Source organism: Thiohalobacter sp. COW1 (assembly GCF_016629505.1).
Lineage (GTDB): Bacteria > Pseudomonadota > Gammaproteobacteria > Thiohalobacterales > Thiohalobacteraceae > Thiohalobacter > Thiohalobacter thiocyanaticus_A.
The window spans coordinates 3,305,573-3,326,634 of sequence record NZ_AP024239.1 but is presented as its reverse complement, the minus strand read 5'-3'; the positions used below and the strand labels follow the sequence as shown (position 1 = coordinate 3,326,634).

Sequence of the window (21,062 nt, the reverse complement as noted above, 5' to 3'; positions counted from 1 at the left end):
GGAATTTCCTCTCTCCTATGGATTACTTGGAGTACAGCTCGACGACCAGCTGTTCCTGGATATCCGACGGCAGTTCGCCACGTTCCGGTGCGGCCTTGAACACGCCTTCCATCTTCTTGGGATCGACATCGATCCAGTCGGCAAATCCACGCTGCTGCGCCAGCTCGATTGCGGCCTGCACCCGGGACTGTCCGCGCGCCTTCTCCGACAGCCCGATGATGTCATTGGGGCTGATCTGGGCGGAAGGGATGTTCATCTTCCTGCCATTGACGGTGATGCCGTTGTGGCGCACCAGCTGACGCGCTTCGCTGCGTGAGGCGGCAAAGCCCATACGGTAGACGATGTTGTCGAGCCGCGATTCCAGCAGCTGCAACAGGTTGTCACCGGTCGAGCCCTTGCGGCGGGCGGCTTCCTTGTAATAGCTGCGGAACTGCTTTTCCAGAACACCGTAGATACGACGCAGCTTCTGCTTCTCGCGCAGCTGCAGTGCATAATCCGACAGGCGGGTGCGGCGCTGGCCATGCTGGCCGGGCGGGAACGGACGGTTCTCCACCGGGCACTTGCTGGTGTAGCACTTCTCGCCCTTGAGGAACAGCTTGGTGCCCTCGCGGCGGCACTGGCGGCATTTGGATCCTACGTACTTGGCCATGTCGACTCCCCGCTCAGACGCGACGTTTCTTGGGCGGACGGCAGCCGTTGTGCGGAATCGGCGTCACGTCCTGAATGTTGGTGATCTTGAATCCCACCCCGTGCAGGGCACGCACAGCGGAATCACGTCCCGGGCCCGGGCCCTTGACCATGACATCCAGATTCTTCATCCCGTATTCCAGGGCCACCTTGCCGGCACGCTCGGCCGCCACCTGGGCGGCGAAGGGTGTGCTCTTGCGCGAGCCGCGGAAGCCGGAACCCCCGGCCGTGGCCCAGCACAGGGCGTTGCCCTGGCGGTCTGAGATGGTCACGATGGTGTTGTTGAACGAAGCCTGGATGTGGGCGACGCCGTCGACCACATTCTTCTTCACCTTCTTACGGGGGCGTGCTGCCGGTTTAGCCATAGCTGTATTTAACCCTGGAATTCAGTAACTAACTGATATTAACGACGAATCGGACGGCGCGGACCCTTGCGGGTACGGGCATTGGTCCGGGTGCGCTGACCCCGCAGCGGCAACCCGCGCCGATGGCGCAGGCCGCGATAGCAGCCAAGATCCATCAAACGTTTGATATTCATAGAAATTTCACGGCGGAGATCACCCTCGACAGCGAACTTTCCGACCTCGGCGCGCAGGGCCTCGATCTCGCCGTCGTCCAGATCCCGGATCTTGCGGTCGTGGGCGACGCCCGCGGCGTCGCAGATCTGCCTGGCCCGCGTCCGGCCCACGCCATAGATCGAGGTCAGCGCTATAACCGCATGTTTCTGCACGGGAATGTTTATGCCTGCAATACGGGCCATCAGCCTCTCCTGCTACACGTACTTACGCCCCGGTCACGGGAAACGCGTAAGACTATCTTGCAATGAACAAAAAATCAATCGCCGGACGCGTCTGCGCCCGGCTCCAGTACCGGTCGCTGTACCGGCTCAGCCCTGGCGCTGCTTGTGCCGGGCGTCGGAGCAGATCACGCGCACCACACCGTTGCGGCGGATGATCTTGCAGTTACGACAGATCTTTTTCACAGATGCTCTGACTTTCATGACATCACCCAATCAAATGATGGCGATACGGTTCGCCGAATATCCAAACTAGCGCAGCAGTCCGCTGCGACCGTGCCCCTTGAGGTTGGCCTTCTTCATCAGCCCCTCGTACTGGTGCGACATCAGGTGCGCCTGGACCTGCGCCATGAAGTCCATCACCACGATCACGATGATCAGCAGGGACGTGCCGCCGAAATAGAAAGGCACGTTCCAGTACAGGATCAGGAACTCGGGCAACAGACACACCAGCGTGATATAGCCCGCGCCCACCAGCGTCAACCGAGTCATGACATTATCGATGTAACGCGCGGTCTGCTCGCCCGGCCGGATGCCCGGAATGAAGGCGCCCGACTTCTTCAGGTTGTCTGCCGTCTCCCGCGCATTGAACACCAGCGCGGTATAGAAGAAGCAGAAGAAAATGATCGCCAGCGCATACAGCATGACGTACAGCGGCTGCCCCGGTGACAGGGTCGCGGCGATATCCGACAGCCAGCGCATGCCTTCGCTCTGTCCGAACCAGCTGCCCAGCGTGGCCGGGAACAGGATGATGCTGGAGGCGAAGATGGGCGGTATGACACCGGCCATGTTCAGCTTCAGCGGCAGATGCGTGCTCTGCGCCGCATAGACCTTGCGGCCCTGCTGACGACGCGCATAGTTCACCGTGATCCGACGCTGGCCCCGTTCCACGAACACGACAAAGGCGGTGACCGCCAGCGCCATGACGAACAGGAACAGGATCGTCAGCACGTTCATCTCACCGGTGCGGGCCAGTTCCAGCGTACCGCCGATGGCCGCCGGCAGGCCGGCCACGATACCGGCGAAGATGATGATCGATATTCCGTTGCCGATGCCGCGCTCGGTGATCTGCTCACCCAGCCACATCAGGAACATGGTCCCCGTGACCAGGGTAATCACCGCGGTCATCACGAAGGCCGGCCCGGGATTGATGACCAGCCCTTCCTGGCTGTTCATCAGACCGACCGATATGCCGATGGCCTGTACCGTCGCCAGCCCCAGGGTCGCATAGCGCGTGTACTGGGTGATCCTGCGCCGTCCGGCCTCACCTTCCTTCTTGATCTTCTCCAGCGCCGGCACCGTGTAGCTCAGCAGCTGGATGATGATCGATGCCGAGATGTAGGGCATGATCCCGAGCGCGAAGATGGTGAAGCGCATCAGGGCACCGCCTGAGAACATGTTGAACATGTCCAGGATGGTGCCGCTCTGCTGATCGGCCAGCTGCTTCAGGATGACCGGATCGATGCCGGGCACCGGGATATGGGCGCCCAGCCGATAGACGATCAGCGCGCCGAGCACGAAGAAGATGCGCTGGCGCAGCTCCCGGAGTTTGCCGATATCTCCCAGCGATCCCGCTAATGTAGCGCCCGGTGCGGCCATCAGTGCCTCCGGCTACGAATATTCGTGACCGGCAGCACTAGTCTTCGACCTTCCCGCCGGCAGCCTCGATGGCGGCACGGGCCCCCTTGGTCACGGCCACGCCCTTCAGCGTCACGGCCTTGTTCAGTTCACCCGACAGGATGACCTTGGCCTTGTCGATCTGCTGGCCAACCACGCTGGCTGCCTTGAGCACGGCCAGGTCGATGACGTCGGCATCGATTTTGGCCAGTTCGTCCAGGCGCACCTCGGCACGGGTCCGGCCGACGCGGGACTTGAAACCGACCTTGGGCAGGCGGCGCTGCAGCGGCATCTGGCCGCCTTCGAAACCGACCTTGTTGTAGCCGCCGGAGCGGGACTTCTGACCCTTGTGGCCACGGCCGCAGGTCTTGCCCAGACCCGAACCGATGCCGCGACCGACACGCTTTGGAGAGGGCTTGCTGCCCGCGCCGGGCTTGATGGTATTCAGTCGCATGTCAGGCTTCCTCGACTTGCAGCAGGTACGAGACCTTGTTGATCATCCCGCGGTTCTCCGGCGTGTCCAGCACTTCGACACTATGCCGGATGCGGCGCAGACCAAGACCTGCCACACAGGCCTTGTGTTTCCTGAGTCGACCCGCGACGCTGCGGACCAGGGTGACCTTGAGCTTCTTCTCCGCCATGACTTACCCCCGGATCTCTTCGAGTTTCTTGCCGCGCTTGGCCGCGATCTCCTCCGGCGAACTGATGTTGTCCAGGGCGTTGAGGGTCGCACGCACGACATTGATCGGGTTGCGGCTGCCGACACACTTGGACAGGACGTTGCGCACGCCCACCACCTCCAGCACGGCGCGCATGGCGCCACCGGCGATGATACCGGTACCGTCGGAGGCCGGCTGCATGTACACCTTGGCCGCACCATGCCGGCCCTTGGCGGCATAGAACAGAGTGCCCTCATTGAGCGCATAGGACTTCATGTTCTTGCGGGCGTTCTCCATGGCCTTCTGGATGGCCACCGGAACCTCGCGCGCCTTGCCGGTGCCGAAGCCGACCTTGCCGTTGCCGTCACCGACCACGGTCAGCGCGGAAAAACCGAAAATCCGGCCGCCCTTGACCACCTTGGCCACGCGGTTGACCGCAATCAGCTTTTCCTGCAGTCCGTCGCCCTGTACTTGTGCGTCTACACTCGCCATGATTCACCCTTAAAACTCGAGACCGGCTTCCCGCGCGGCATCCGCCAGCGCCTTGACTCGGCCGTGATATTTGTAACCGGAACGGTCGAAAGCAACCCTGGTCACGCCCGCTGCCCTGGCCTTCTCCGCGATCGCCTTGCCGACGGCGGTAGCCGCGGTGGCATTGCCGGTCTTGGCCAACTCGGCACGTAGGGCCTTGTCCAGGGTCGATGCGGCGGCGACGACCTTGTCGCCGTCAGGAGCAAAGACCTGTGCGTAGATGTGGCGTGGAGTACGGTAAACGCTCAGGCGGTAATCGCCCAGTTCGCGTATCTTGGCGCGCGCACGCCGTGCACGACGCAGCCGCGCTGCCTTCTTGTCCAGTGTTGCCATTTCGATAACCTCTCTGCACCAGCGACGATTCCGACCGCCGCCTTGCCTCTGTCGTTACAACTTATTTCTTCTTGGCTTCCTTGCGGACGATCGTCTCGTCCGAATATTTCACGCCCTTGCCCTTATAGGGCTCCGGCGGACGGAAGCCGCGAATCTCTGCCGCAACCTGACCCACGGCCTGCTTGTCCACGCCCTTGACCAGGACCTCGGTCTGACTCGGGGTCTCGATGGTGATCCCCTCGGGCACCTCGTAGTTGATCGGGTGCGAGAAGCCCAGGGTGAGGTTCAGTACCTTGCCCTGCGCCTGAGCGCGATAACCGACGCCGACCAGCTCCAGCTTGCGCTCAAATCCATCCTTCACGCCAACCAGCATGTTATTGATGTTGGCACGCGTGGTGCCGGCCTGAGCCCAGGCCTTCTTGGATTCCTTGCGCGGCTTGAAGCTCAGCACGTTGTCCTCGTGCGTAACCTCGACATCCTCGTGGATGTTGTAATTCAGCTCGCCCTTGGGACCCTTTACCTTCACGGCCTGTCCGGTCATCTCGAACTCGATGCCCGAGGGAAGCTGGATCGGATATTTTGCGATACGTGACATAGCTGCGCGCCTTACCTTAGCTGACGGTACAGAGGACTTCACCGCCCTGGCCGCTGGCGCGTGCCTCGCGGTCGCTCATCACGCCACGCGAGGTGGATATGATGGCAACACCGAGACCGCCATTGACCTGGGGCAGTTCATCCTTGCCCTTATAGATTCTCAGACCCGGACGGCTGACACGCTTGATGTGCATGATCACGGGCCGGCCCTGATAATACTTCAGGCCGATACGCAGCTGCGGCTTCTTGCCTTCGTCCTCGACGCTGTAGTCGCCGATATAGCCCTCGTCCTTCAACACCTTGGCGATGGCCGCCTTCTGCTTGGACGCAGGCATGACCACCTCCGCCATCTCGGCGGTCTGGGCGTTGCGGATGCGGGTCAGCATGTCCGCCAGGGGATCCGACATACTCATGTGCAATTATCCTCGCGACTCAATTCTTACCAACTGGCCTTGACCAGGCCCGGAACCTCGCCTTTCATGGCGTGTTCGCGCAGCTTGTTGCGGCACAGACCGAACTTGCGGTACACGGCATGCGGACGGCCGGTCAACTGGCAACGGCGCTGCACCCGGGCCGGGCTGGCATCGCGCGGCAGCTTGTTCAGCTTGTTCACGGCATCCATACGCTCTTCGACGCTGGTCTCCGGGTTCTTGATAATCGCCTTCAGCTCGGCCCGCTTGGCGGCATACTTCTTTACCGTCTTCAGTCGCTTGGCTTCGCGGGCAATCATGGATTTCTTGGCCATAAAACTCAGTCCTTAATTGCGGAACGGGAAGCTGAATGCCGACAGCAGGGCCTTGGCTTCCTCGTCCGTCTTGGCGGTGGTGGTGATGGTGATATCCATCCCACGCAGTGCATCAACCTTGTCGTAGTCGATTTCCGGGAAGATGATCTGTTCCTTCACGCCCATGCTGTAGTTGCCGCGGCCGTCGAAGGACTTGCCGCTCACGCCGCGGAAGTCACGCACGCGCGGAATGGCGATGTTGATCAACCGGTCCAGGAATTCGTACATGCGCTCGCGGCGCAGGGTCACCTTGCAGCCGATGGGCCAGCCCTCGCGCACCTTGAAGCCGGCAACGGATTTGCGCGCCTTGGTCACGACGGCCTTCTGACCGGCAATCTTTTCCATATCGCCGACGGCGTTTTCCATGACCTTGCGATCGGCCACGGCCTCGCCCACACCCATATTGAGCGTGATCTTCGTAATCTTGGGGACTTCCATGACATTGGCGTAACCAAACTGCTCCTGGAGCTGCTTGATCACGGTGTCCCGATAGTGATCATGTAACCTTGCCATCGCTGCAACCAACCTGTAATGAGTTAAGCGTCTACCACTTCACCGGTGGATTTGAACACACGCACCTTGCGTCCGTCCTCCAGCGTCTTGAAACCAACCCGCTCGCCCTTGCTGGTCTGAGGGTTGAACAGCATCACGTTGGAGACCTGGATCGGCGCCTCCTTCTGCATGATACCCCCGGCCACGCCGGCGCCCGGGTTCGGCTTCTGATGCTTCTTGACGACGTTGACGTTTTCGACAATCAACCGATCATCATCCAGCACCCGCAGCACGCTGCCGCGTTTGCCCTTGTCCTTGCCAGCGGTGACGACAACCTCGTCACCCTTCTTGATCTTACGCATGTCGAAACCCTGCCTGTGTTAGAGCACTTCCGGAGCCAGTGACACGATCTTCATGAACTTGTCGCCGCGCAACTCGCGGGTGACAGGGCCGAAGATACGGGTACCGATAGGCTCCAGCTTGTTGTTCAGGAGCACCGCCGCATTGGTATCGAAGCGGATCAGGGAACCGTCGGGGCGGCGCACACCCTTGCGGCTGCGCACGACGACGGCGTTGTAGACCTCGCCTTTCTTGACCTTGCCGCGCGGGATGGCCTCCTTCACGCTGACCTTGATCACGTCGCCGATCCCGGCATAGCGGCGATGCGAACCGCCCAGCACCTTGATGCACTGGACTTCGCGGGCGCCACTGTTGTCGGCGACATTCAGCATGGTTTGCATCTGAATCATGACGGCTTCCTAAAAACTGTATGAACTCGGCGACTGTCTTCAGACCGCCTCGGCACGCTCGACCACGGACACCAGACGAAAGGTCTTGGTCTTCGACAGCGGGCGGCACTCCTGGATCGTAACCAGATCCCCTTCCTGGCACTCGTTGTTCTCGTCGTGCACATGGTATTTGGTGGACCGGCGGATATACTTGCCGTACAGGGGGTGACGCACACGACGCTCGATCATCACGGTCGCGGTCTTGTCCATCCTGTTGCTGATCACGCGCCCGGTCAGGGTGCGCTCGACTTTCTGTTCTTCACTCATGCTGCATCACCCGACTTCGCCATTTCATTCAGCACGGTCTTGATACGTGCAATATCCTTGCGCACACGCTTGAACTGGTGCGGGCGCGACAACTGGCCCGTGGCATTCTGCATACGCAGATTGAACTGCTCGCGCAGCAGGCCCGTCAGTTCCTCGCGCAGCTCGGCAGTGGATTTGTTTCGCATGTCGTTCGCTTTCATCACATCACCGTCCGGTTGACAAAGGTGATACCGACCGGAAGCTTGGCCGCGGCGAGACGGAAGGCTTCCCGCGCCATCTCCTCGGAGACACCCTCGATTTCGTACAGCACACGGCCGGGCTGGATCTTGGCGACCCAGTACTCGACGTTGCCCTTGCCCTTGCCCATGCGGACCTCGATGGGCTTCTTGGTCACAGGCACGTCCGGGAACACGCGGATCCACAGCTTGCCGCCACGCTTGACATGACGGGTGATGGCGCGGCGCGCGGCCTCGATCTGGCGCGCAGTCACCTGGCCACGGGTGGTTGCCTTGATCGCATACTCACCGAAGCTGACACGGTTGCCCGAAGTGGACAGCCCGCGGTTACGGCCCTTCTGTTGTTTGCGAAATTTGGTGCGTTTCGGTTGCAGCATGATCCAGAACTCCGTTAGCCTGCCGCGGCCTTCTTGCCGGCATCGGTTTCAGCGCTTTGTTCGCCCTTGCCGAACACCTCGCCCTTGAATATCCAGACCTTCACGCCGATGATTCCGTAAGTGGTACGGGCCTCGGCGAAGCCATAGTCGATATCGGCACGCAGCGTGTGCAGCGGCACCCGGCCCTCGCGGTACCATTCGGTACGCGCGATCTCGGCGCCGTTCAGGCGGCCGGCCACGTTGATGCGGATACCCTGGGCGCCCAGACGCATCGAGTTGCCCACGGCGCGCTTCATGGCGCGACGGAACATGATGCGGCGCTCGAGCTGCTGGGCCACGCTCTCAGCCACCAGCTGGGCGTCGAGTTCGGGCTTGCGGATCTCCTCGATATTGATGTGCACCGGGATGCCCATCAGGCGGGAGACGTCCTTGCGCAGGGCCTCGATGTCTTCGCCCTTCTTGCCGATCACGATACCCGGACGCGCGGTGTAGATCGTGATCATGGCATTCTTGGCCGGGCGTTCGATCTTGATCCGGCTCACCGAGGCATGCGACAGGCGCTGCTTGAGGTAGTCGCGCACCTTGATGTCGTTGTTCAGATACTCGGCGAACTGCCGGGAATCCGCATACCACTTGGAGGTCCAGTCCTTGACTATCCCCAGGCGAATACCGTTTGGATTGACTTTTTGACCCATTCCGAACTCTCTTTATGCTGTATCCGCAGCGTTAATCGGCGACCGTCACGGTGATGTGGCTGGTCTGCTTTAAAATACGGTTGGCGCGGCCCTTGGCGCGTGCGCGGAAGCGCTTCAGCGTCGGGCCCTCGTTGACCATTATGGTCGAGATCTTCAGCTCGTCGATATCGGCGCCTTCGTTGTGCTCGGCGTTGGCGATGGCCGACTCCAGGACCTTGCGCACGATGCCAGCCGCCTTCTTCTGACTGAACATCAGGGTCTGCAGCGCCCGCTCAACCGGCATGCCGCGCACCTGATCGGCCACCAGGCGGCATTTCTGGGGCGAGATTCGCGCAAAACGCAATTTGGCACTGACCTGCATCTGACTCACTCCCTTACCTGGACTTCTTGTCGGCCGCGTGCCCCTTGAAGGTACGCGTGGCGGCAAACTCACCGAGCTTGTGGCCGATCATGTTCTCATTGATCAGCACGGGCACGTGCTGACGGCCGTTGTGCACGGCGATGGTGAGCCCCACCATGTCCGGCAGGATCATGGAGCGGCGCGACCAGGTCTTGATCGGCTTGCGGCTGTTGGCCGCAACGGCGGCGTCGACCTTCTTGCTCAGGTGCTCGTCGACAAACGGCCCTTTACGAACTGAACGTGGCACGTTTAGATCCCCTTAAACTTATCTGCTCTTGCGACGGCGCACGATCATGTGATCGGTACGCTTGTTCTTGCGCGTCTTGTAACCCTTGGTCGGAACACCCCAGGGAGTGACCGGATGGCGGCCGCCGGAGGTACGCCCCTCACCGCCGCCATGCGGATGATCCACCGGGTTCATGGCCACGCCGCGCACGGTCGGACGCACGCCGCGCCAGCGCTTGGCGCCGGCCTTGCCCAGCGAACGCAGGCTGTGCTCGGCATTGCCGACTTCGCCGATGGTGGCGCGGCAGTCGGCGTGAACCTTGCGCATCTCGCCAGAGCGCAGACGCAGGGTGGCATATTGACCCTCGCGGGCCACCAGCTGCACACCGGCGCCGGCGCTGCGCGCCAGCTGGCCGCCCTTGCCGGGCTTCATCTCGATGTTGTGCACCAGGGTGCCCACCGGGACATTGCGCAGCGGCATGGCACTGCCCGGCTTGATCGGGGCATGGCTGCCGGACTGCACCGGCATTCCGACTTCCAGGCCCTTGGGCGCCAGGATGTAGCGGCGCTCGCCGTCGGCATACAGCACCAGCGCGATATTGGCGCTGCGATTCGGATCGTATTCAATGCGCTCGACGCGACCGACAATGCCGTCCTTGTTGCGCTTGAAATCGATCACACGGTAGCGCTGCTTGTGGCCGCCGCCGCGATGCCGGGTGGTGATCCGACCCAGGTTGTTGCGCCCGCCGTTCCGGGTCTTCTTCTCGACCAGCGGCCCGTAGGGCTCGCCCTTGTACAGGTCGCTCGTCGAGAGCTTGACCACAAAGCGGCGGCCCGGGGACGTGGGCTTGGTTTTGACAATAGCCATGACTGAACCTTGCGCTCTTAACTTCTATCCTCAGGCGCGGATTACTCCGCTCCCATGAAATCGATATCCTGGCCTTCCGCCAGTGTGACATAGGCCTTCTTCCAGTCGGACCGCCTTCCCAGCGTCTGACCGAAGCGCTTGGCCTTGCCCTTGACCCTGGCCACCTGCACGTTGGTCACCTTGACCTCGAACAGCTTCTCCACGGCCTGCCGGATTTCCGGCTTGCTGGCATCGGGCAGCACCTTGAATGCGTACTGACGGCTCGTATCAGCCAGCCGCGCGGTCTTCTCCGACACCAGCGGCGCCAGCAGAACCTTCATCAGGCGTTCCTGACTCATGCCAGTCTCTCCTCAAACTTCTTCAGGGTGTCGACCGTCATCAACACCTTTTCGAACCCGATCAGGCTGACCGGATCGGCGGTCTCCGAATCGCATACCCCCACGTTGTAGAGGTTGCGCGCGGCGAGATAGAGATTCTCGTCGGCATCGTCATTGACGATCAGCACATCCCGCAGGTCCATGTCCTTGAGCTTACCCACAAGATCCCTGGTCCTGGGTGCGGCAAGCGAGAAGTCGTCCACGATCACCAGTCGATCCTGACGCAGCAGTTCGGACAGGATCGAGGCCATGGCCCCGCGGTACATCTTCTTGTTCACCTTCTGGGAATAATCGCGCGGTCGGGCGGCGAAGGTCTTGCCGCCACCAGCCCACAGCGGGCTGCGAATTGTACCAGAACGCGCCCGGCCTGTCCCCTTCTGTCGCCAGGGCTTGGTACCACCGCCACGGACGTCGGAACGGCTCTTCTGCGCCTTGGTGCCGGCGCGGCCGCCCGCCATGAACGCGGTCACAACCTGGTGGATCAGCGCCTCATTGAAATCCCGGCCGAAGGCCTTGTCCGAGACGCTGACAGATGCACCACCCTGAACCTGAATATCCATCATTGCCTCCTCAAGCCTTGACTGCCGGGCGCACGATCACATCGCCACCCTTGGCGCCGGGCACCGAACCCTTGATCAGCAACAGGTTGCGTTCGGCGTCCACCCGCACCACTTCGAGGCTCTGGGTGGTACGGCGCGCGCTGCCCATGTGACCGGCCATCTTCTTGCCCTTGAACACGCGGCCCGGAGTCTGGTTCTGGCCAATGGAACCCGGCGCGCGATGCGACAGCGAGTTGCCGTGGGTTGCGTCCTGGGTGCGGAAGTTGTGACGCTTCACACCGCCCTGGAAGCCCTTGCCGATGCTGGTGCCGCTGACGTCGACCTTCTGGCCGTTCTCGAAGATATCGACCCTGATCTCGGCGCCGACCTCGATGCCCTCGCCCTCGCTACCGTCCAGGCGGAACTCCCACAGCCCGCGGCCAGCCTCGACCCCGGCCCTGGCGTAGTGCCCGGCCAGCGGCTTGGTCACGCGCGAGGCGCGCCGGCTGCCGGTGGTCACCTGCAGCGCACGATAGCCGTCGGTCTCCTGCGACTTCAGCTGGGTCACCCGGTTCGGCTCGACCTCGATTACGGTCACCGGAACCGCCGCCCCGTCTTCGGTGAAGACGCGGGTCATTCCGATCTTGCGGCCTACTACTCCGATCGTCATTGCTCTAACCCTAAAGATCCAGTGTGCCGACCCAACGCCGGCAGCATCATCAATTCAGTTTGATCTGCACATCCACGCCGGCGGCCAGATCCAGCTTCATCAGCGCATCGACCGTCTTGTCGGTCGGATCCACGATGTCCATAAGCCGCTTGTGGGTACGGATCTCGTACTGGTCCCGCGCATCCTTGTTGACATGCGGCGAGACCAGAATCGTAAAACTTTCCTTTTTCGTGGGCAGCGGAATCGGGCCGCGCACCTGGGCGCCGGTACGCTTGGCTGTCTCCACGATCTCCCGCGCCGACTGATCGATCAGACGATGATCAAAGGCCTTGAGGCGGATACGAATACGTTGGTTGTTCATATTGAGCTACTGCCCTATAAATTCTGCAGGAGCGGCCCTGGCCGCGAAGTGTTCGCGGGCGAGCCCGCTCCTGCAATGGATTACAACTTACTCGATGATCTTGGAGACCACGCCGGCGCCGACGGTACGGCCGCCTTCGCGAATGGCGAAGCGCAGACCCTCTTCCATCGCGATCGGCGCAATCAGCGACACCGTCATCTTCACGTTGTCGCCCGGCATCACCATCTCCACGCCTTCCGGCAGATCGCACGCACCCGTCACGTCCGTCGTGCGGAAATAGAACTGCGGACGATAACCGTTGAAGAACGGGGTGTGACGACCGCCCTCATCCTTGGAGAGCACGTACACCTCGCACTCGAACTTGGTGTGCGGCGTGATCGAACCCGGCACGCACAGCACCTGACCGCGCTCCACATCGTCACGCTTGGTCCCGCGCAGCAGCACGCCCACGTTGTCGCCCGCCTCGCCCGAGTCCAGCAGCTTGCGGAACATCTCCACACCCGTCACCGTGGTCTTGGTGGTGTCGCGCATGCCCACGATCTCCACCTCGTCGCCCACCTTGACGATGCCGCGCTCGATACGACCGGTCACCACCGTGCCGCGACCCGAAATCGAGAACACGTCCTCGATCGGCATCAGGAACGGCTGGTCCACCGGACGCTCCGGCACCGGAATGTAGCTGTCCAGCGCCTCCAGCAGCTTCTCGATCGACGGCACGCCGATCTCCGAGGTGTCGCCTTCCAGCGCCTTGAGCGCCGAACCGGTAATGATCGGGGTGTCGTCGCCGGGGAAATCATAGGAAGACAGCAGATCGCGGATCTCCATCTCCACCAGCTCCAGCAGCTCCGGATCATCCACCTGGTCGGCCTTGTTCATGTACACCACGATCGAGGGCACACCCACCTGACGCGCCAGCAGGATGTGCTCGCGGGTCTGCGGCATCGGGCCGTCGGCCGCACTCACCACCAGGATCGCGCCGTCCATCTGCGCGGCACCGGTGATCATGTTCTTCACATAGTCGGCGTGACCGGGGCAGTCCACGTGCGCGTAGTGGCGCGCGTCCGTCTCGTACTCCACGTGAGCGGTGGCAATCGTGATCCCGCGCGCACGCTCTTCCGGGGCATTGTCGATCTGATCGTAGGCCCGGAACTCGCCGCCCATCTTCTCGGCACCCACCTTCGTCAGCGCCGCCGTCAGCGTCGTCTTACCATGGTCCACGTGACCTATCGTTCCCACGTTCACGTGCGGCTTCGTTCGCTCAAATTTTTCCTTGGACACGACTGCTACCTCGTTACAGTTCTGTTGGTCTCTAGAGAATTACGATGCTTTCTTGATGATCGCGTCGGCGACGTTGGACGGCGCCTCGGCATACTTCTCGAATTGCATGCTGTAAGCGGCGCGGCCCTGGGTGGCGCTGCGCAGATCGGTGGCGTAACCGAACATCTCCGACAGCGGCACTTCGGCGCGCACCTGCTTGCCGGAGGGGCTGTCGTCCATCTCCTTGATGATGCCGCGGCGGCGGTTCAGGTCGCCCACCACGTCACCCATATACTCTTCCGGCGTGACGACCTCGACGCTCATGATGGGCTCGAGCAGTACCGGACTGGCCTTCATCGCGCCTTCCTTGAAGCCCATGGAGCCGGCGATCTTGAATGCCATTTCCGAGGAGTCCACATCGTGGTAGGAACCATCGAACAGGGTGACCTTGACGTCCACCATCGGGAAGCCGCCCAGCACACCGTTCTCCATCTGCTCCTTGATGCCCTTGTCCACGGCCGGGATGTAATCCTTGGGCACGACGCCGCCGACGATGGCGTTGACGAACTCGTACCCGGTACCTGCCTCCTGCGGCTCCAGCTTGAGCACGACATGACCGTACTGGCCGCGGCCGCCGGACTGGCGCACGAACTTGCCTTCGACCTTCTCGACCGTCTGGCGGATGGTCTCGCGATAGGCCACCTGGGGCGCGCCCACATTGGCCTCGACCTTGAATTCACGCTTCATGCGGTCGACGATGATGTCCAGGTGCAGCTCGCCCATGCCGGAGATGATGGTCTGGCCGGACTCCTCGTCGGTATGCACACGGAAGGAGGGATCCTCCTGGGCCAGCTTCTGCAGGGCGATGCCCATCTTCTCCTGGTCGGCCTTGGTCTTGGGCTCGACCGCGACGGAGATCACCGGCTCGGGGAATTCCATCCGCTCCAGGATGACGGGCTTGGCCATGTCGCACAGGGTGTCGCCGGTGGTGACGTCCTTCAGGCCCACGGCGGCGGCGATGTCACCTGCGCGCACCTCCTTGATCTCCTCGCGCGAGTTGGAGTGCATCTGCAGGATACGGCCGACGCGCTCCTTCTTGCCCTTGACCGAGTTGTAGACGGTGTCGCCGGAACTCAGCACGCCGGAGTAGACCCGGAAGAAGGTCAGCGAACCGACATAGGGATCGGTGGCGATCTTGAAGGCCAGCGCGGCGAAGGGCTCGTCATCGGAGGACTTACGCAGCACCTCGGTCTCGCTCTCGTCGTCCAGCACACCCTTGATGGCCAGCACGTCGACCGGCGAGGGCATGAAATTGATCATGGCGTCCAGCATGGCCTGCACGCCCTTGTTCTTGAAGGCGGAGCCGCACATCATCGGAATGATCTCGACCGTCAGGGTGCGCATGCGCAGGCCCTTGATGATCTCCTCGCGGGACAGATCACCCTCGTTGAGATACTTATCCATCAGTTCTTCGGTGGCCTCGGCAGCGGCTTCCAGCATGTGCTCGCGCCACTCCTGGCACTGCTCGAGCATATCCGCGGGGATATCCCTGGCCTCGTAGGTCATCCCCATGTCGGCCTCGTTCCAGTAGATGGCCTGCATCCGGATCAGGTCCACCACGCCCTGGAAATTGTCCTCGGCGCCGATGGGCAGCTGCACCGGGACCGGGAAGGCGCCCAGCCGGGTCTTGACCTGCTCGACCACGCGCAGGAAATTCGCGCCGGCACGGTCCATCTTGTTGACGAAGCCCATGCGCGGGACGTGATACTTGTTGGCCTGACGCCAGACGGTCTCGGACTGGGGCTCGACGCCACCCACGGCGCAGAACACGGCGCAGGCGCCGTCGAGCACGCGCAGGGAACGCTCCACCTCGATGGTGAAGTCCACGTGGCCGGGGGTGTCGATGATATTGATGCGGTGTTCCGGGAACTGCTGGTCCATGCCGCTCCAGAAGCAGGTGGTGGCCGCGGAGGTGATGGTGATCCCGCGCTCCTGCTCCTGTTCCATCCAGTCCATGGTGGCCGCACCGTCGTGCACCTCACCGATCTTGTGCGACACGCCGGTATAGAACAGAACGCGCTCTGTGGTCGTCGTCTTGCCGGCATCGATGTGAGCCATGATGCCGACGTTGCGATAACGTTCGATTGGAGTTTTGCGTGCCACGGACTGAATCCCTATCTAATGTTGCCTGAATATTGCCTGTATCTGCCTGGGCGCTTACCAGCGGTAGTGCGCGAAGGCCTTGTTGGCCTCGGCCATGCGATGCGTGTCCTCGCGCTTCTTCACGGCAGCGCCGCGATTCTCGGAAGCATCCAGGATTTCACCGGCCAGGCGCTGGGCCATGGTCTTTTCGCTGCGCTTGCTGGCGGCGTCGATCACCCAGCGCATGGCCAGGGTCTGACGGCGTACCGGACGCACCTCGATGGGCACCTGGTAGGTTGCGCCGCCGACGCGCCGGGACTTGACCTCGACCATCGGGCTGACATTATCCAGGGCCTGATCCATGACCTCCATCGGGTCGCCGCTCTTCTGGCCGATGTGATCAAGGGCCCCATAGACGATACGCTCGGCAACCGACTTCTTGCCGCTCTTCATGACCATATTCATGAACTTGGCCAGCTTCTCACTGCCGAACTTGGGGTCCGGAAGGATCTGGCGACGCTCTGCTGACTTTCTTCTCGACATTGTCGTTTACCTGTTCAACCGGACTACGTTAGGACTTGGGCCGCTTGGCACCGTACTTGGAACGCCCCTGACGGCGTGCCTGCACCCCGGAGGTATCCAGGCTGCCGCGCACGGTGTGGTAGCGCACGCCGGGCAGGTCCTTCACACGACCGCCGCGAATCAGTACCACCGAGTGTTCCTGCAGGTTGTGGCCCTCGCCGCCGATGTAGCTGCTGACCTCATAACCGTTGGTCAGACGCACGCGCGCGACCTTGCGCAGCGCCGAGTTCGGTTTCTTCGGCGTGGTGGTGTAGACACGGGTGCACACGCCGCGCTTCCGCGGTGAGGCCTCAAGCGCGGGTACGTTGCTTTTCTCGACCCGGCGCTTACGCGGTTTGCGTACTAACTGATTGATTGTAGACATGAAAAACTCACTCTAATCCGTCTTGCTGCCAGCATTCGGGCGACCGGAAAATAAACGACAGGCCGGCATGGTTGCCCGGCCTGTCGGGAAAGACGCGCAATTTTAGAGAGCTACCCCCACCCTGTCAAGCACTTGTGGCGCCTGTTTCAGGGACGGGGGCGGGAGGGTCAGGAATCCGACTCGCTGGGGGATTCGGCGGGGGATTCCGTCTCGACCGGCTCGGCGAAAGCCGCCGCGGCGGCCTCTCCGGCGAGGTCGGCGTGACGCAGGCGGCGACGCTCCTCGTGATGCGCCAGCCCGGTCCCGGCCGGGATCAGGCGACCCACGATGACGTTCTCCTTCAGACCGCGCAGTTCGTCGCGCCCGCCGCGGGTGGCGGCCTCGGTCAGCACCCGGGTGGTCTCCTGGAAGGAGGCCGCCGAGATGAAGGACTCGGTCGCCAGCGAGGCCTTGGTGATGCCCAGCAGGAGAATGTTGTAGGTGGCCGGGACCTTGCCCTCGGCCTCGGCCTTCTCGTTCTCCTCCAGCAGCACGGCCTTCTCGACCTGCTCGCCCTTGAGGAAGCGGGTATCGCCGGGCTCGAGGATCTCCACCTTGCGCATCATCTGGCGAATGATCACCTCGATGTGCTTGTCGTTGATCTTCACGCCCTGCAGCCGGTAGACGTCCTGGATCTCCTTGACCACGTAATTGGCCATCTCGGTCACGCCCAGCAGGCGCAGGATGTCATGCGGGTTGGGTTCGCCGTCGACGATGGTCTCGCCCTTCTCCACGTGCTCGCCCTCGAACACGGTGACATGGCGCCACTTGGGAATCAGCTCCTCGTGCGGATCGCCGTCGGCCGGGGTGATGACCAGGCGCTGCTTGCCCTTGGTCTCCTTGCCGAAGGTCGCCGTGCCGGAGATTTCGGCCAGGATGGCCGGTTCCTTGGGCTTGCGGGCCTCGAACAGGTCGGCCACGCGCGGCAGACCGCCGGTGATGTCGCGGGTCTTGGAGGACTCCTGCGGGATGCGGGCCACCACGTCGCCGACCTCCACCGGGGAGGCGTCCTCCAGCCCGACGATGGCGCCGGCGGGCAGGAAGTAGTGGGCCGGCATATCGGTACCGGCGATCTTGAGCTCGTCGCCGTTCTCGTCGACCAGCTTGACCATCGGCCGCAGGTCCTTGCCGGCCGAACCGCGCTGCTTGGGATCGGAGACGACCAGGCTGGAAAGCCCTGTGATCTCGTCCGTCTCGCGGTTTACGGTCACGCCCTCGATGAAGTCCGAGAAGCGCACCCGGCCGGCCACCTCGGTGACGATCGGGTGGGTATGCGGATCCCAGTTGGCCACGATCTGGCCGGCCTCGACGGCATCGCCGTCATTGACCGACAGCACCGCGCCGTAGGGCAGCTTGTAGCGCTCGCGCTCGCGGCCGTTGGCGTCGACCACGCCGATCTCGCCGGAACGGGACACCGCCACCAGGTTGCCCTCCTTGTTGGCCACCGTCTTGATGTTGTGCAGCCGGATGGTGCCGCCGGACTTCACGTCGACGTTGTTCACGGTCGCCGAGCGGCTGGCCGCGCCGCCGATGTGGAAGGTGCGCATGGTCAGCTGGGTGCCCGGCTCGCCGATGGACTGGGCGGCGATGACGCCGACCGCCTCGCCGCTGTTGACCCGGTGGCCGCGGGCCAGGTCGCGGCCGTAGCACTGGGAGCAGACGCCGTAGCGGGACTCGCAGGTAATGGCGGAACGCACCTTGACCTGGTCCACACCCATCAGTTCCAGCTTCTCGACCCAACCCTCGTCGATCAGGGTGCCGGCGGCGATGGCCAGTTCGTCCTTGCCCGGCAGGTAGGTATCCTCTGCCACCACCCGGCCCAGCACGCGCTCGCCCAGCGATTCGACCACATCGCCGCCCTCGACGATCGGGGTCATGAGCAGACCGTTCTCGGTGCCGCAGTCTTCCTCGACCACCACCAGGTCCTGCGAGACGTCAACCAGACGCCGGGTCAGGTAACCGGAGTTCGCGGTCTTCAACGCGGTATCGGCCAGACCCTTGCGCGCGCCGTGGGTGGAAATGAAGTACTGGATGACGTTGAGCCCTTCACGGAAATTCGCCGTGATCGGGGTCTCGATGATGGAGCCGTCCGGCTTGGCCATCAGGCCGCGCATCCCGGCCAGCTGGCGGATCTGAGCGGCCGAGCCACGGGCGCCGGAGTCGGCCATCATGTACACGGAATTGAACGAATCCTGACTGACGGCATTGCCTTCGGGGTCGGTCACCGTCTCGGTACCGAGCTTGGCCATCATGGCCTTGGCGACCTGGTCGTTGGTACGCGACCAGATATCGACCACCTTGTTGTAGCGCTCGCCGTTGGTGACCAGGCCCGAGGTGTACTGGGCCTCGATCTCCTTCACCTCTTCCTCGGCGCGGCCCAGGATGTCGTATTTCTCTTCCGGGATGACCATGTCGTCGGCGCCGAAGGACACCCCGGAACGGGTGGCGTAGCGGAAGCCCAGATACATCAGCTGGTCGGCGAAGATGACCGTCTCCTTCAGCCCCACCCGGCGATAGCAGGAATTGATCAGCCGGGAGATCACCTTCTTGGTCATGTTCTGGTCGACCAGTTCGAACGGCAGGCTGCGCGGCACGATCTCGAAGATCAGGGCGCGGCCGACGATGGTGTCGACGCGCTTCATCTCGGTGACGATCTCGCCGGCCTCGTTGATCCAGCTGTCCTCGATACGGACCTGGACCCGGGCGTGCAGATCCACCACGCCGTTGTCATAGGCGCGGCGCAGCTCGTTGAGATCCGAGAAGGCCATGCCGCGGCCCTTCGCGTCCATGCGCTCGCGCGACATGTAGTACAGACCCAGCACCACGTCCTGCGACGGCACGATGATGGGCTCACCGTTGGCGGGCGAGAGGATGTTGTTGGTCGACATCATCAGGGTGCGCGCTTCCAGCTGCGCCTCCAGCGACAGCGGCACGTGCACCGCCATCTGGTCGCCGTCGAAGTCGGCGTTGAAGGCGGCGCAGACCAGCGGATGCAGCTGGATCGCCTTGCCCTCGATCAGCACCGGCTCGAAGGCCTGGATGCCCAGACGGTGCAGGGTCGGGGCGCGGTTGAGCATCACCGGGTGCTCGCGGATGACCTCTTCCAGGATGTCCCAGACCTCGGTGCTCTCGCGCTCGACCAGCTTCTTGGCCGCCTTGATGGTGGTGGCCACGCCCTGGCGGATCAGCTTGGAGAAGATGAAGGGCTTGAACAGTTCCAGCGCCATGCGCTTGGGCAGGCCGCACTGGTGCAGGCGCAGGGTCGGGCCGACCACGATGACCGAACGGCCGGAATAGTCCACGCGCTTGCCCAGCAGGTTCTGACGGAAGCGGCCCTGCTTGCCCTTGATCATGTCGGCCAGCGACTTCAGCGGGCGCTTGTTGGTGCCGGTAATGGCGCGGCCGCGGCGGCCGTTGTCCAGCAGGGCGTCGACCGATTCCTGCAGCATGCGCTTTTCGTTGCGCACGATGATGTCCGGCGCATTGAGCTCCAGCAGCCGGCGCAGGCGGTTGTTGCGGTTGATCACCCGGCGGTACAGGTCGTTCAGGTCCGAGGTGGCGAAGCGACCGCCATCCAGCGGCACCAGCGGGCGCAGCTCCGGCGGCAGTACCGGCAGCACCTCCATGACCATCCATTCCTGCTTGTTGCCGGATTCGAGGAAGGACTCGATCAGCTTGAGCCGTTTGGCCAGGCGCTTGAGCTTGGTCTCGGAATTGGTGGCGGCGATCTCCTCGCGCAGCCGGTTGGCCTCGGCCTGCATGTCAATGGATTTCAGCAGCTCGAACACCGCCTCGGCGCCCATGCGGGCGTCGAACTCGTCGCCGAATTCCTCGATGGTGTCGAGGTAGGCCTCGTCAGAGAGCAGCTGCCCCCGCTCCAGCGTGGTCATGCCGGGATCGATGACCACAAAGGCCTCGAAGTACAGCACCCGCTCGATGTCGCGCAGGGTCATGTCCAGCAGCAGGCCGATACGCGAAGGCAGCGACTTGAGGAACCAGATGTGGGCCACGGGGCTGGCCAGCTCGATATGGCCCATGCGTTCGCGGCGCACCTTGGCCAGGGTGACCTCGACGCCGCACTTCTCACAGACCACGCCGCGGTGCTTGAGGCGCTTGTACTTGCCGCACAGGCACTCGTAGTCCTTCACCGGACCGAAGATCTTGGCGCAGAACAGGCCGTCGCGCTCCGGCTTGAAGGTGCGGTAGTTGATGGTCTCGGGCTTTTTGACCTCACCGTAGGACCAGGACCGGATCATGTCGGGCGACGCCAGTCCGATGCGGATGGCGTCGAAGTCGTCCAGATGACCCTGCGGTTTCACCAGATTCAGTAAGTCTTTCATGGTCTGCTTTGCCTCGTGTCCGGGATCGGCGTCTGCCGATTC

General features: G+C 62.7%; 31 protein-coding genes. All 31 read right to left on the bottom strand.

The genetic code is table 11. The features are described 5' to 3' along the window. Positions 1–22: 22 nt before the first annotated feature. Positions 23–649, bottom strand: a complete 627-nt coding sequence (gene rpsD / locus COW1_RS15810; RefSeq protein WP_096367078.1) for a 30S ribosomal protein S4 — start codon at positions 647–649, stop codon at positions 23–25. 13 nt (positions 650–662) lie between these two features. Beyond that, on the bottom strand, positions 663–1,052 hold the full coding sequence (rpsK, locus tag COW1_RS15805; protein ID WP_096367079.1) for a 30S ribosomal protein S11: 390 nt from the start codon (positions 1,050–1,052) through the stop codon (positions 663–665). A 38-nt stretch (positions 1,053–1,090) separates the two neighbouring features. Next, positions 1,091–1,447 carry a 30S ribosomal protein S13 gene (gene rpsM, locus COW1_RS15800; protein WP_096367080.1) on the bottom strand — a complete coding sequence of 119 codons (357 nt, stop codon included), beginning with the start codon at positions 1,445–1,447 and terminating at the stop codon, positions 1,091–1,093. A gap of 126 nt (positions 1,448–1,573) precedes the next feature. Next, a complete protein-coding gene (gene rpmJ, locus COW1_RS15795) occupies positions 1,574–1,687 on the bottom strand; it encodes a 50S ribosomal protein L36 (protein WP_096367081.1) in 114 nt (37 codons plus the stop codon). Positions 1,688–1,735: 48 nt separating this feature from the next. After that, on the bottom strand, positions 1,736–3,082 hold the full coding sequence (gene secY, locus COW1_RS15790) for a preprotein translocase subunit SecY (RefSeq protein WP_096367082.1): 1,347 nt from the start codon (positions 3,080–3,082) through the stop codon (positions 1,736–1,738). A 37-nt stretch (positions 3,083–3,119) separates the two neighbouring features. Further along, complete coding sequence (rplO, locus tag COW1_RS15785) at positions 3,120–3,554, bottom strand: 50S ribosomal protein L15 (protein WP_096367083.1); 435 nt, start codon at positions 3,552–3,554, stop codon at positions 3,120–3,122. Position 3,555: 1 nt separating this feature from the next. Next, positions 3,556–3,741 (bottom strand): 50S ribosomal protein L30, encoded by a 186-nt coding sequence (gene rpmD, locus COW1_RS15780; protein ID WP_201344717.1) that lies wholly within the window; start codon positions 3,739–3,741, stop codon positions 3,556–3,558. Positions 3,742–3,744: 3 nt separating this feature from the next. Continuing rightward, the gene (rpsE, locus tag COW1_RS15775; RefSeq protein ID WP_201344716.1) at positions 3,745–4,251 is read right to left on the bottom strand and encodes a 30S ribosomal protein S5; all 507 of its coding nucleotides are present in this window, start codon (positions 4,249–4,251) and stop codon (positions 3,745–3,747) included. A gap of 9 nt (positions 4,252–4,260) precedes the next feature. Further along, positions 4,261–4,614, bottom strand: a complete 354-nt coding sequence (gene rplR, locus COW1_RS15770) for a 50S ribosomal protein L18 (protein WP_172844335.1) — start codon at positions 4,612–4,614, stop codon at positions 4,261–4,263. Positions 4,615–4,684: 70 nt separating this feature from the next. Continuing rightward, positions 4,685–5,218: a 50S ribosomal protein L6 gene (gene rplF / locus COW1_RS15765; RefSeq protein ID WP_201344715.1), complete on the bottom strand. Its 534-nt coding sequence runs from the start codon at positions 5,216–5,218 to the stop codon at positions 4,685–4,687. Between the two features lie 16 nt (positions 5,219–5,234). Beyond that, entirely contained in the window at positions 5,235–5,630 is a 396-nt protein-coding gene (rpsH, locus tag COW1_RS15760) for a 30S ribosomal protein S8 (RefSeq protein ID WP_096367088.1), read from the bottom strand. A gap of 26 nt (positions 5,631–5,656) precedes the next feature. Further along, positions 5,657–5,962: a 30S ribosomal protein S14 gene (gene rpsN / locus COW1_RS15755; protein ID WP_201344714.1), complete on the bottom strand. Its 306-nt coding sequence runs from the start codon at positions 5,960–5,962 to the stop codon at positions 5,657–5,659. Between the two features lie 12 nt (positions 5,963–5,974). Continuing rightward, positions 5,975–6,514: a 50S ribosomal protein L5 gene (rplE, locus tag COW1_RS15750; protein ID WP_201344713.1), complete on the bottom strand. Its 540-nt coding sequence runs from the start codon at positions 6,512–6,514 to the stop codon at positions 5,975–5,977. A 23-nt stretch (positions 6,515–6,537) separates the two neighbouring features. After that, entirely contained in the window at positions 6,538–6,855 is a 318-nt protein-coding gene (gene rplX, locus COW1_RS15745; protein WP_096367091.1) for a 50S ribosomal protein L24, read from the bottom strand. A gap of 18 nt (positions 6,856–6,873) precedes the next feature. Continuing rightward, a complete protein-coding gene (rplN, locus tag COW1_RS15740) occupies positions 6,874–7,242 on the bottom strand; it encodes a 50S ribosomal protein L14 (RefSeq protein WP_096367092.1) in 369 nt (122 codons plus the stop codon). Positions 7,243–7,281: 39 nt separating this feature from the next. Then, positions 7,282–7,548 (bottom strand): 30S ribosomal protein S17, encoded by a 267-nt coding sequence (gene rpsQ / locus COW1_RS15735; RefSeq protein WP_096367093.1) that lies wholly within the window; start codon positions 7,546–7,548, stop codon positions 7,282–7,284. Then, complete coding sequence (gene rpmC, locus COW1_RS15730; protein ID WP_096367094.1) at positions 7,545–7,748, bottom strand: 50S ribosomal protein L29; 204 nt, start codon at positions 7,746–7,748, stop codon at positions 7,545–7,547. Before rpmC ends, rpsQ begins: the two co-directional genes overlap by 4 nt. Beyond that, the gene (rplP, locus tag COW1_RS15725; RefSeq protein ID WP_096367095.1) at positions 7,748–8,161 is read right to left on the bottom strand and encodes a 50S ribosomal protein L16; all 414 of its coding nucleotides are present in this window, start codon (positions 8,159–8,161) and stop codon (positions 7,748–7,750) included. The genes rpmC and rplP overlap by 1 nt, the downstream gene beginning before the upstream one ends. Positions 8,162–8,175: 14 nt before the next feature. Next, complete coding sequence (gene rpsC, locus COW1_RS15720) at positions 8,176–8,856, bottom strand: 30S ribosomal protein S3 (protein WP_096367096.1); 681 nt, start codon at positions 8,854–8,856, stop codon at positions 8,176–8,178. Positions 8,857–8,887: 31 nt separating this feature from the next. After that, on the bottom strand, positions 8,888–9,217 hold the full coding sequence (rplV, locus tag COW1_RS15715; protein WP_096367097.1) for a 50S ribosomal protein L22: 330 nt from the start codon (positions 9,215–9,217) through the stop codon (positions 8,888–8,890). Between the two features lie 13 nt (positions 9,218–9,230). Further along, positions 9,231–9,503, bottom strand: coding sequence for a 30S ribosomal protein S19 (gene rpsS, locus COW1_RS15710; protein WP_096367098.1), 273 nt, complete (start codon positions 9,501–9,503; stop codon positions 9,231–9,233). Positions 9,504–9,521: 18 nt separating this feature from the next. Continuing rightward, positions 9,522–10,349, bottom strand: a complete 828-nt coding sequence (gene rplB / locus COW1_RS15705) for a 50S ribosomal protein L2 (protein ID WP_201344712.1) — start codon at positions 10,347–10,349, stop codon at positions 9,522–9,524. 41 nt (positions 10,350–10,390) lie between these two features. After that, a complete protein-coding gene (rplW, locus tag COW1_RS15700) occupies positions 10,391–10,687 on the bottom strand; it encodes a 50S ribosomal protein L23 (RefSeq protein ID WP_201344711.1) in 297 nt (98 codons plus the stop codon). Further along, the gene (rplD, locus tag COW1_RS15695) at positions 10,684–11,286 is read right to left on the bottom strand and encodes a 50S ribosomal protein L4 (protein ID WP_201344710.1); all 603 of its coding nucleotides are present in this window, start codon (positions 11,284–11,286) and stop codon (positions 10,684–10,686) included. The genes rplW and rplD overlap by 4 nt, the downstream gene beginning before the upstream one ends. Before the next feature lie 10 nt (positions 11,287–11,296). Next, entirely contained in the window at positions 11,297–11,935 is a 639-nt protein-coding gene (gene rplC / locus COW1_RS15690; protein ID WP_201344709.1) for a 50S ribosomal protein L3, read from the bottom strand. Positions 11,936–11,984: 49 nt separating this feature from the next. Continuing rightward, on the bottom strand, positions 11,985–12,296 hold the full coding sequence (rpsJ, locus tag COW1_RS15685; RefSeq protein ID WP_201344708.1) for a 30S ribosomal protein S10: 312 nt from the start codon (positions 12,294–12,296) through the stop codon (positions 11,985–11,987). An 87-nt stretch (positions 12,297–12,383) separates the two neighbouring features. Then, positions 12,384–13,574: an elongation factor Tu gene (gene tuf, locus COW1_RS15680; protein WP_096367115.1), complete on the bottom strand. Its 1,191-nt coding sequence runs from the start codon at positions 13,572–13,574 to the stop codon at positions 12,384–12,386. Between the two features lie 39 nt (positions 13,575–13,613). Continuing rightward, positions 13,614–15,716 carry an elongation factor G gene (gene fusA / locus COW1_RS15675; protein ID WP_201344707.1) on the bottom strand — a complete coding sequence of 701 codons (2,103 nt, stop codon included), beginning with the start codon at positions 15,714–15,716 and terminating at the stop codon, positions 13,614–13,616. Positions 15,717–15,770: 54 nt separating this feature from the next. After that, entirely contained in the window at positions 15,771–16,238 is a 468-nt protein-coding gene (rpsG, locus tag COW1_RS15670; RefSeq protein ID WP_201344706.1) for a 30S ribosomal protein S7, read from the bottom strand. Positions 16,239–16,266: 28 nt separating this feature from the next. Beyond that, the gene (rpsL, locus tag COW1_RS15665) at positions 16,267–16,641 is read right to left on the bottom strand and encodes a 30S ribosomal protein S12 (protein ID WP_201344705.1); all 375 of its coding nucleotides are present in this window, start codon (positions 16,639–16,641) and stop codon (positions 16,267–16,269) included. Between the two features lie 167 nt (positions 16,642–16,808). Beyond that, on the bottom strand, positions 16,809–21,020 hold the full coding sequence (gene rpoC / locus COW1_RS15660; RefSeq protein WP_201344704.1) for a DNA-directed RNA polymerase subunit beta': 4,212 nt from the start codon (positions 21,018–21,020) through the stop codon (positions 16,809–16,811). Between the last annotated feature and the right edge of the window lie 42 nt (positions 21,021–21,062).

Excerpts from the sequence above, each read along its gene's own strand:
- rpsL (WP_201344705.1), bottom strand. The coding sequence starts at position 16,641 with ATGTCTACAATCAATCAGTTAGTACGCAAACCGCGTAAGCGCCGGGTC.
- rpmJ (WP_096367081.1), bottom strand. The coding sequence starts at position 1,687 with ATGAAAGTCAGAGCATCTGTGAAAAAGATCTGTCGTAACTGCAAGATC.
- rpsC (WP_096367096.1), bottom strand. The coding sequence starts at position 8,856 with ATGGGTCAAAAAGTCAATCCAAACGGTATTCGCCTGGGGATAGTCAAG.
- rpsD (WP_096367078.1), bottom strand. The coding sequence starts at position 649 with ATGGCCAAGTACGTAGGATCCAAATGCCGCCAGTGCCGCCGCGAGGGC.
- rpoC (WP_201344704.1), bottom strand. The coding sequence starts at position 21,020 with ATGAAAGACTTACTGAATCTGGTGAAACCGCAGGGTCATCTGGACGAC.
- secY (WP_096367082.1), bottom strand. The coding sequence starts at position 3,082 with ATGGCCGCACCGGGCGCTACATTAGCGGGATCGCTGGGAGATATCGGC.
- rpsM (WP_096367080.1), bottom strand. The coding sequence starts at position 1,447 with ATGGCCCGTATTGCAGGCATAAACATTCCCGTGCAGAAACATGCGGTT.
- rpsN (WP_201344714.1), bottom strand. The coding sequence starts at position 5,962 with ATGGCCAAGAAATCCATGATTGCCCGCGAAGCCAAGCGACTGAAGACG.
- rplB (WP_201344712.1), bottom strand. The coding sequence starts at position 10,349 with ATGGCTATTGTCAAAACCAAGCCCACGTCCCCGGGCCGCCGCTTTGTG.
- rplE (WP_201344713.1), bottom strand. The coding sequence starts at position 6,514 with ATGGCAAGGTTACATGATCACTATCGGGACACCGTGATCAAGCAGCTC.
- rpsJ (WP_201344708.1), bottom strand. The coding sequence starts at position 12,296 with ATGAACAACCAACGTATTCGTATCCGCCTCAAGGCCTTTGATCATCGT.
- rplX (WP_096367091.1), bottom strand. The coding sequence starts at position 6,855 with ATGCGTAAGATCAAGAAGGGTGACGAGGTTGTCGTCACCGCTGGCAAG.
- rplW (WP_201344711.1), bottom strand. The coding sequence starts at position 10,687 with ATGAGTCAGGAACGCCTGATGAAGGTTCTGCTGGCGCCGCTGGTGTCG.
- rplD (WP_201344710.1), bottom strand. The coding sequence starts at position 11,286 with ATGGATATTCAGGTTCAGGGTGGTGCATCTGTCAGCGTCTCGGACAAG.
- rpsE (WP_201344716.1), bottom strand. The coding sequence starts at position 4,251 with ATGGCGAGTGTAGACGCACAAGTACAGGGCGACGGACTGCAGGAAAAG.
- rpmD (WP_201344717.1), bottom strand. The coding sequence starts at position 3,741 with ATGGCGGAGAAGAAGCTCAAGGTCACCCTGGTCCGCAGCGTCGCGGGT.
- rplV (WP_096367097.1), bottom strand. The coding sequence starts at position 9,217 with ATGCAGGTCAGTGCCAAATTGCGTTTTGCGCGAATCTCGCCCCAGAAA.
- rpsQ (WP_096367093.1), bottom strand. The coding sequence starts at position 7,548 with ATGAGTGAAGAACAGAAAGTCGAGCGCACCCTGACCGGGCGCGTGATC.
- rpsH (WP_096367088.1), bottom strand. The coding sequence starts at position 5,630 with ATGAGTATGTCGGATCCCCTGGCGGACATGCTGACCCGCATCCGCAAC.
- rplP (WP_096367095.1), bottom strand. The coding sequence starts at position 8,161 with ATGCTGCAACCGAAACGCACCAAATTTCGCAAACAACAGAAGGGCCGT.
- rpmC (WP_096367094.1), bottom strand. The coding sequence starts at position 7,748 with ATGAAAGCGAACGACATGCGAAACAAATCCACTGCCGAGCTGCGCGAG.
- rplO (WP_096367083.1), bottom strand. The coding sequence starts at position 3,554 with ATGCGACTGAATACCATCAAGCCCGGCGCGGGCAGCAAGCCCTCTCCA.
- rplF (WP_201344715.1), bottom strand. The coding sequence starts at position 5,218 with ATGTCACGTATCGCAAAATATCCGATCCAGCTTCCCTCGGGCATCGAG.
- rpsK (WP_096367079.1), bottom strand. The coding sequence starts at position 1,052 with ATGGCTAAACCGGCAGCACGCCCCCGTAAGAAGGTGAAGAAGAATGTG.
- rpsG (WP_201344706.1), bottom strand. The coding sequence starts at position 16,238 with ATGTCGAGAAGAAAGTCAGCAGAGCGTCGCCAGATCCTTCCGGACCCC.
- rplC (WP_201344709.1), bottom strand. The coding sequence starts at position 11,935 with ATGACGATCGGAGTAGTAGGCCGCAAGATCGGAATGACCCGCGTCTTC.
- rplN (WP_096367092.1), bottom strand. The coding sequence starts at position 7,242 with ATGATTCAGATGCAAACCATGCTGAATGTCGCCGACAACAGTGGCGCC.